The 7,803-nt window shown below is 56.2% G+C and carries 7 protein-coding genes and 1 pseudogene; 4 read left to right on the plus strand and 4 right to left on the minus strand.

Features of this window, described 5'->3' with window-relative positions:
• Nucleotides 1-16: 16 nt before the first annotated feature.
• Nucleotides 17-193, plus strand: coding sequence for a hemin uptake protein HemP (gene hemP / locus K5905_RS22170; RefSeq protein WP_297587863.1), 177 nt, complete (start codon nt 17-19; stop codon nt 191-193).
• Between the two features lie 94 nt (nt 194-287).
• On the opposite strand, the gene K5905_RS22175 is transcribed toward hemP, so the two are convergent.
• The 4 genes from K5905_RS22175 to betI form a co-directional block, all read right to left on the minus strand.
• Nucleotides 288-1,571 carry an adenylate/guanylate cyclase domain-containing protein gene (locus K5905_RS22175; protein ID WP_297587848.1) on the minus strand — a complete coding sequence of 428 codons (1,284 nt, stop codon included), beginning with the start codon at nt 1,569-1,571 and terminating at the stop codon, nt 288-290.
• 158 nt (nt 1,572-1,729) lie between these two features.
• Nucleotides 1,730-3,193, minus strand: a complete 1,464-nt coding sequence (betB, locus tag K5905_RS22180) for a betaine-aldehyde dehydrogenase (protein ID WP_297587851.1) — start codon at nt 3,191-3,193, stop codon at nt 1,730-1,732.
• A 48-nt stretch (nt 3,194-3,241) separates the two neighbouring features.
• On the minus strand, nt 3,242-4,900 hold the full coding sequence (betA, locus tag K5905_RS22185) for a choline dehydrogenase (protein WP_297587854.1): 1,659 nt from the start codon (nt 4,898-4,900) through the stop codon (nt 3,242-3,244).
• Nucleotides 4,901-4,918: 18 nt separating this feature from the next.
• Nucleotides 4,919-5,521 (minus strand): transcriptional regulator BetI, encoded by a 603-nt coding sequence (gene betI, locus K5905_RS22190; RefSeq protein ID WP_297587856.1) that lies wholly within the window; start codon nt 5,519-5,521, stop codon nt 4,919-4,921.
• Nucleotides 5,522-5,719: 198 nt separating this feature from the next.
• Between betI and K5905_RS22195 the strand changes: the two genes are divergently transcribed.
• The 3 genes and pseudogenes from K5905_RS22195 to K5905_RS22205 all read left to right on the plus strand — a co-directional run.
• Nucleotides 5,720-6,664 carry a choline ABC transporter substrate-binding protein gene (locus K5905_RS22195; protein ID WP_297587858.1) on the plus strand — a complete coding sequence of 315 codons (945 nt, stop codon included), beginning with the start codon at nt 5,720-5,722 and terminating at the stop codon, nt 6,662-6,664.
• A gap of 81 nt (nt 6,665-6,745) precedes the next feature.
• Nucleotides 6,746-7,588, plus strand: a complete 843-nt coding sequence (gene choW / locus K5905_RS22200; protein WP_297587861.1) for a choline ABC transporter permease subunit — start codon at nt 6,746-6,748, stop codon at nt 7,586-7,588.
• Nucleotides 7,585-7,803 (plus strand): annotated as a pseudogene (locus K5905_RS22205) (choline ABC transporter ATP-binding protein); the annotation flags it as partial. The gene choW and the pseudogene K5905_RS22205, both read left to right, overlap by 4 nt.

Genomic DNA, 7,803 nt, shown 5'->3' on the forward strand with positions numbered 1-7,803 from the left:
GAAGCGCCGCCTTTCTATCGCTCCCGCCGGGCGTGTTCGCCCGGCCTTTCCCGGCAAGCCGGTAAGGGAGCAGAAATCCGAATTTGATTCCCGTGAGCTGTTCTCTGGCCTCCGCCAGATACAGATTGTCCACAACGAAGAGACATACCGTCTGTCGATCACCAAGCAGGGCAAACTGATTCTGACCAAGTGACGTGCGACAGACCGGTATCCGCCATGTTCGGATTTGTAAAAACCAAATGGGCAGGGGACAGACCTGCCCTTTTCACGTTTCGCGCTCTCGGGCTTCAGGCGGAAAAAATCGCAACGGGCTTGCCGACGCCGCGCAGGGCATGCTCTCCCATCGCATTGAGTTCCGTCTGCAAGTCTCCAGACAGGGCTTCGCGAACAGGTTCCGTCAATAGCAGCTCGCGGCCAAGTGGTTTGCATAGAGATTCGACCCGGCTGGTCTCGTTCACGGCACGGCCGATGACCGTAAAGTCCAGCCGCTCTTCCCCGCCGACATTGCCGAAAAACACTTCACCGCGGTGAAGGCCGATACCGATTTTGAGAGGTTGCCAGAAAGCCGGGTCTGGCAAACCTTCAATCGGCGCTTCGTTGAGTTCTTCAATCGCGGCGAGCGCTGTTCTGGACGCTTTTACAGCAGCATTTGCGGCGGCGTTTTCTCCCAGCACCTGTTGATCGAAAACCGCCAGGATGCCGTCACCCATGAATTTCAGGATATCGCCGCCATGGGCCAGGACTGCAGCGGACACTCGGTCGAAATAGGCGTTCAAAATGGCGGTCACTTCAGGACCACTCAGACGGTCGGCAAGTTGCGTGAAACCGCGCATGTCGGACATGAGGACGACCGCCTTGATGGCTTCACCGTCACCACGCCTGATTTCCCCGTCCAGAACACGTTGCCCGGCAATCGGTCCGAGATACGTATCGGCAACGTTGCGTGCGATCCGCTGAACGATGTGACGCTCGACATGCAATGCGAGCAAATCGATCAGCGAGCGAATCTGATCTTTGTCGACCGAGGGCCAGCCACCTGGGGTTTTCGTTGCAAAAGTCATGGCATTGTGCATCTCTCCAGATGCACTCAGGGGCATTGCGACATAGGCCGTGTATCCCTGTTCGGCAAGTTCTCCCATAAGGGGGGCTGAGTTCCTGCCTTCTTCGCTTTCAAGATCGTTCTTGATGGTCTCGCCCTCCTTCATCACCCGGTAAAGAGGGCTCAGGGTGAAAGAGGACTGGGTGAGTGCATTCGCATCGGCCGCGATTTCGTCGCAGAGCTGATCCTGACTGTTCCAGACCCAGGAAAAGCCGATAACCCGCGGATGCAGGGTGCCGACATGCAATGTACATCTGTCTATGCCGAGGTCTGCGGCTTTGCAGCGCCACATGAACTCTTCGAACATCAGCATGACATTGTCGATCTGCGTCGCGTCATGCAGCAACCAGTCATGGAGGTCTTTCAGGCTCTGCCTTGCCGGCGCGCAGGACGGCCCCCGATTGGAACGGTCGAGCAGATAGATGTTGCTAACGTAGCTGCGTGGCGCAGGGTCAAGCACATGCCGGTTCATGCGGTCTCCAATATGACAGGTCGGACCGACGTTTCGGGCCTAGATCATAATCTGGTTGGTAGACAGCAAAGTTCAATCCGTAAGGTCAAGATGGCAGAAAGAAAAAGCTGAGGCTCCGGCGTTTCCACCGGAGCCAGACAACAATTGTGGGAATGAACTCAAAAAGCGGCTTCGACGCCACCCATCTCCACATAAACACTCTTGATCTGACTGTAATACTCAATTGCGGCGTGACCGTTTTCACGACCGATACCTGATTTCTTGTAACCGCCGAACGGCATTTCGATCGGTGTCAGATTGTAGGTGTTGATCCAGCAGGTTCCGGCCTGCAATTGGTCAATCACCCGATGCGCGCGTTGAATGTCTTTGGTGAAGACACCTGCGGCAAGTCCGAATTCTGTATCATTTGCACGGGTGATCGCCTCGTCTTCATCGCTGAAGTCCAGAACGCTCAAAACCGGGCCGAAAATTTCTTCGCGCGCTATGCGCATGTCGTCCGTGACGTCGGCGAAGACAGTCGGCTGGACAAAATAGCCGTCCGGGAAGCTTTCAACGGTGGCGGCATTGCCACCGCACACCAGCCGCGCGCCTTCCTCCTGACCAATCTGCATGTAGGAAAGCACTTTTTCAAACTGCAGTTTTGAGACAAGTGGACCAATGCTGGTGGTCTCATCCAATGGATCCCCGAGCACGGCAGTGGAAGTCCGCTCCGCAAGTCGTGCCACGAACTGTTCCTTGATGTCCCTGTGTACGAAGACGCGGGTCCCGTTGGAGCAGATCTGACCGGAGGAGTAGAAATTCGCATTGATAGCTGCCGAGACCGCGTTTTCGATATCCGCATCTTCAAAGACGATCAACGGCGACTTGCCACCAAGTTCAAGAGTGGTCTTTTTCAGGTGTTCACCTGCCAGCGCGGCAACCTTCGCCCCCGTTGGCACCGAGCCGGTAAGTGATACTTTGGAGATGTCGGGATGCGCGACCATCTTCGCCCCGACGTCGCCGAACCCCTGAATGACGTTGAAAACTCCGTCCGGAAGACCTGCTTCGCTCAAGGCTTCTGCGAGCTTCAGCGCGCTCAGCGGAGTGACTTCCGACGGCTTGAAAATCATGGCATTACCGCAAACAAGCGACGGTGCCGCCTTCCAGCAAGCGATCTGGATAGGATAGTTCCAGGCGCCGATGCCGAAGCAGATGCCAAGTGGCTCACGTTTGGTATAAGCAAAGGACCCGCCGAGTTCGATATGCTCACCTGTCAACGTGGCTGCGAGGCCGCCGAAATACTCCAGGCAGTCGGCACCGGAGGCGGCATCCGCAATCAGTGTTTCCTGCAAGGGTTTGCCGGTGTCGAGCGTCTCAAGGATCGACAACTCGCGGTTTTTCTCGCGCAGGATCTCGGCCGTTCTACGCAGCACTCTGCCACGTTCGGCTGGTGGGGTTGCCGACCAGATTTTCTGACCTTCCTTGGCCGATCGGATCGCTGCTTCTATGACGGCATCATCGGCAGACTTGATCTGGGCGATCACTTCCCCTGTTGCGGGATAAAGGGAGTCGAACGGGGTTCCGCTCTGACTCTCCTGATATGATCCGCCGATATAGTGCGAAGCTGTTGGTTGGGCGCGCATTGGTGAGGCTCCTGCGTGTCGTTTGGTCCGGCGTTTGCCGGAAATGTCTTAGCGCTGGCTGGTCGCCCAGTCAGGATTGATCCAGGGCTCCTGATTGGATGCCGGCAGCGGATCTTTGCCGAGTATGTGATCGGAAGCTTTCTCCCCGACCATAATTGACGGTGCGTTCAAATTGCCATTGGTGATTTGCGGGAAAATCGAGCTGTCGGCAACCCGCAGCCCGTCCACACCAATCACTTTGCATTCCGGGTCGACCACGGCCATCGGATCGTCCTTGGCGCCCATCCGGCATGTTCCGCACGGATGGTAGGCGCTCTCCACATGTTCGCGAATAAAGTCGTTGAGGTCTTCATCGGACTGCACCTGACTGCCTGGCTGGATCTCCTTGCCGCGATAAGGTGTAAACGCCTCCTGCCCGAATATCTCCCGGGTCAGGCGGATGCAGGTGCGGAATTCTTCCCAGTCCTCTTCATGCGACATGTAATTGAAAAGGATCGACGGCTTGTCATGCGGATTGCTGGAAGTCAGCTTGACGTGCCCGCGGGATTTGGAGCGCATCGGCCCGACATGGGCCTGGAATCCATGGCCTTCAGCGGCGGCCTTGCCGTCATACCGAACGGCAAAGGGCAGAAAGTGATACTGGATGTCAGGATACTTTATGCCGGCTTTGGAACGGATGAAGGCGCAGCTTTCGAACTGGTTCGAAGCGCCTAGACCCTGTTTGAAGAACAGCCACTGCGCTCCGATCAAGGCCTTTGAAATCAGGTTCCAGTGTTTGAACAGGGTGATCGGCTGGGTGCAGGCCTGCTGCAGATAAAGTTCAAGGTGATCCTGAAGATTGGCACCGACACCGGGTCGGTCCGCGATCACCTCGATGCCCAGTTCGTGCAGATGATCTGCCGCGCCGATGCCGGACTGCATCAGAATTTTCGGTGAATTGATGGAGGATGCGGAAAGGATGACTTCCCGAGCTGCCCGGGCTTCGCGGATCTCACCACCTGTTTCGAATTCGACGCCGATGGCGCGGCTGTTTTCAATCACGACCTTGCGCACCAATGCCCCCTTGATCAGCTCAAGGTTGCCACGCTTCAGTGCCGGCTTCAGATAGGCGTTTGCGGCAGACCAGCGACGGCCCCGGTGGACCGTCATTTCCATGTCGCCGAAACCTTCCTGCCTCTCTCCGTTATAGTCGGCCGTGATACCGTATCCGGCCTGTTCGCCGGCCTCTTTGAAGGCGGTGAACAGCGGATTCCATTCGGTGCCACGCTGAACGTGCAACGGACCATCGGTGCCCCGCCAGCCGCTCTGGCCACCGTGGCTGTGTTCCTGGCGTTTGTAGTAGGGCAGGACATGCCGATAGCCCCAGCCGCTCGCCCCCATATCTTCCCAGGTGTCGAAATCGCAGGCGTGACCGCGTACATAGACCATGCCGTTGATGGAGGACGAACCGCCGATCACCTTGCCACGAGGCGTGGCGAGCCGGCGTCCGCCCAGATACGGCTCCGGTTCACTTTCAAAGCCCCAGTCGTAAAGCGCCATATTCATGGGATAGGAAAGGGCTGCCGGCATCTGAATGAACGGGCCGGCATCCGTTCCGCCGAATTCCAGGACCAGTACCCTGTTTTTCGGATCTTCCGAAAGACGGGAAGCCAACGCACAGCCGGCGGAACCGGCGCCTACAATGATGAAATCGAACTGGTCGGTCATGAATGCACTCCGGGCGAATTATTTATTTTTGGTTTGTGCTGCCTGAGCGGCGATTTGGGTCTCGACATAGTCTTCGACCATGGCGATGGCTGCCTGCCTGTCGGTCTTTGTGTCGCTGAGGGCCTGCCGGATCCACACGCCATCAATCATGGAGGCGGTGCCTTCCGCGATTCGAAGCGCATCGTCCCGTGGCATGAACGCCCTGAGGTTGAATGTCAGATTGGATGCAAGCCGGGCTGCATAGATTTTCAGGAGTCGCCGGTTGCTGTCGGTGGTTCGTGACTGAACGTAAAATGCCAACCATGCCGCGATGACAGCCGGTTGAAACTGATCGACGGAAAAGTTTCCCTGAATGATTGCCGAGATGCGCTCTCGCGGTGTCTCCGCCTTGGCAAGCCCGTTGGTGATGGCGCGGCCAAGCTCGGTCAACAGATGCCGCATAGTTGCCGCAAGTAATTGATCTTTCGAACCGAAATAATGATGTACCAGTCCGCCGGACACACCTGCGCGCTTGGCGATCTGAGCCATCGTAATGTCACTGTATCCACGTTCATGAATAGCGTCGACAGTTGCGTCAATGAGGCTGCGCCGCCGTTCCGCTTCCATTCCGACTTTGGGCATGGCGATCTCCCGAACTCTTCGTTTCTTATTTTTAATTGATCAATCAATCAATGAAAACTTGCAAATTTTTATTTTGGATGGTTGGATCTATTTCAAGCAGGCTGTTGGCGGAGGTGACAGAGGGCGCTAAACCTTGGGCAGAAATTAAACGCTCCCTGCAACAAACAATAAGATCGACTTTCCATAGGAGGTATTGTCATGAAAATTGCAGCGAAACTCGCTGGAGGCCTGGCACTTGGTCTGATGCTGTCCGGAACCGCACTCGCGACTGAGCCGGAAGCTTGTCAGACTGTTCGTTTCTCTGATGTCGGCTGGACGGACATCACGGCAACGACTGCTGCGACGTCTGTGGTTCTGGAAGCGCTCGGCTACAAACCGGAAGTCAAGATCCTGTCCGTTCCGGTGACCTATGCGTCCATGAAGAACAAGGACATTGATATCTTCCTCGGCAACTGGATGCCGACGATGGAAGGCGATATCAAGGCTTATCGGGAAGACGGGTCCGTTGAGACCGTGCGCGCCAACCTCGAAGGTGCGAAATATACGCTCGCCGTACCGCAATACACCTATGACAAGGGTCTCAAGTCATTTCAGGACATTGCCAAGTTCCGCGACGATCTCGACGGCAAGATCTACGGCATCGAGCCGGGCAATGACGGCAACCGCCTGATTATCGGCATGATCGACCAGAACCTTTACGGACTTGAAGGTTTTGAAGTGGTGGAGTCTTCCGAGCAAGGCATGCTGGCGCAGGTCGCCCGTGCCGGTAAGCGGGAAAACGACGTCGTATTCCTGGGCTGGGAGCCGCATCCGATGAATGCCAATTTCAAGATGGCCTATCTTGATGGCGGTGACGAAATCTTCGGCCCGAACTATGGCGGCGCCACTGTTTACACCAATGTCCGGGCTGGTTACACGCAAGAATGCCCGAATGTCGGTAAATTCCTTGAAAATCTGGAATTCTCGCTTCCGATGGAAAACGAGATCATGGGCGCGATCCTTATCGACGGCGAAGACCCGAACAAAGCGGCCGCTGCCTGGTTGAAGGAACACCCGGCCACGTTCGAAAACTGGCTCGTTGGTGTAAAGACCTTTGATGGTGGAGATTCCTTTGCCGCCGTCAAAGGGGCTCTGGGCCTCTAAACCGATCAAGTTAAGCGCCGGCGCGGGAAACTGCCCGGCGCTTTCTCTTTGAAACAACAATAATTTGACCGGAGCTGCGGTTTGGACTGGCTGACAGAACACAAACTGCCGATCGGCCCTTGGGCACGTACCTTTGTCGATTGGTTGACCGACAACGCCTACTGGGTGTTTGACGGTATCTCGATATTCCTGGAAACAATGATCGATGGCATTTTGTGGCTTCTTCAGACGCCACATCCGTTGATCATCGTGGCAATCGCAGTCGCAATTGGGTTTGCGGTTCACCGGACGCTCAAGTTTGCCGTATTCGTTGCCGTAGCGCTGCTTCTGATCATCAATCAGGGCTATTGGGAGGAAACCACCGAAACCCTCGCACTGGTGATTGCCGCCTCCGTGGTCTGTATGGCGGCTGGTATCCCGGTTGGTGTCTTGGCGGCTCATCATCCCCGCTTTTATGCAGGTTTGCGCCCGGTGCTGGATCTAATGCAGACGATCCCGACCTTCGTGTATCTGATCCCGGCTTTGATCCTCTTCGGCCTCGGTATGGTGCCTGGCTTGATCGCCACCGTGATTTTTGCAATTCCCGCACCGATCCGGCTGACCCAGCTCGGCGTTTCCTCGACGCCGGTGGCACTGCTTGAAGCCGGAAAAGCCTTCGGGGCGACCAAGTCGCAGCTTCTTTGGAAAATCGAACTACCCTACGCACTTCCGCAGATCATGGCAGGTCTGACCCAGACCATCATGCTGTCACTGTCCATGGTCGTGATAGCTGCGCTTGTCGGCGCCGACGGTCTTGGTGTGCCGACACTCAGGGCGCTGAACACAGTGAACATCGCTCAAGGCTTCGAAGTTGGCGTTTGTATCGTTCTGATTGCCATCGTCCTGGATCGGTTCTTCCGGTCAGAAGAGGGAGGCAAGCGATGAGTGGCGCTGATGAAACCCCGATCGTCTCCTTCAAGGGAGTAGATATTGTCTTCGGCAACGATCCGAGTTCCGCGCTTCCGATGATCGATGCGGGAAAAACCCGGCAGGAGATCCAGGCGGAAACCGGCCAGATCCTCGGTGTGGCGGGAGCGTCTTTCGATATTCACGAAGGTGAGGTTCTGGTGCTCATGGGCCTTTCCGGATCGGGAAAGTCG

This window comes from Roseibium sp. (assembly GCF_025698965.1).
Classification (GTDB): Bacteria; Pseudomonadota; Alphaproteobacteria; order Rhizobiales; family Stappiaceae; genus Roseibium.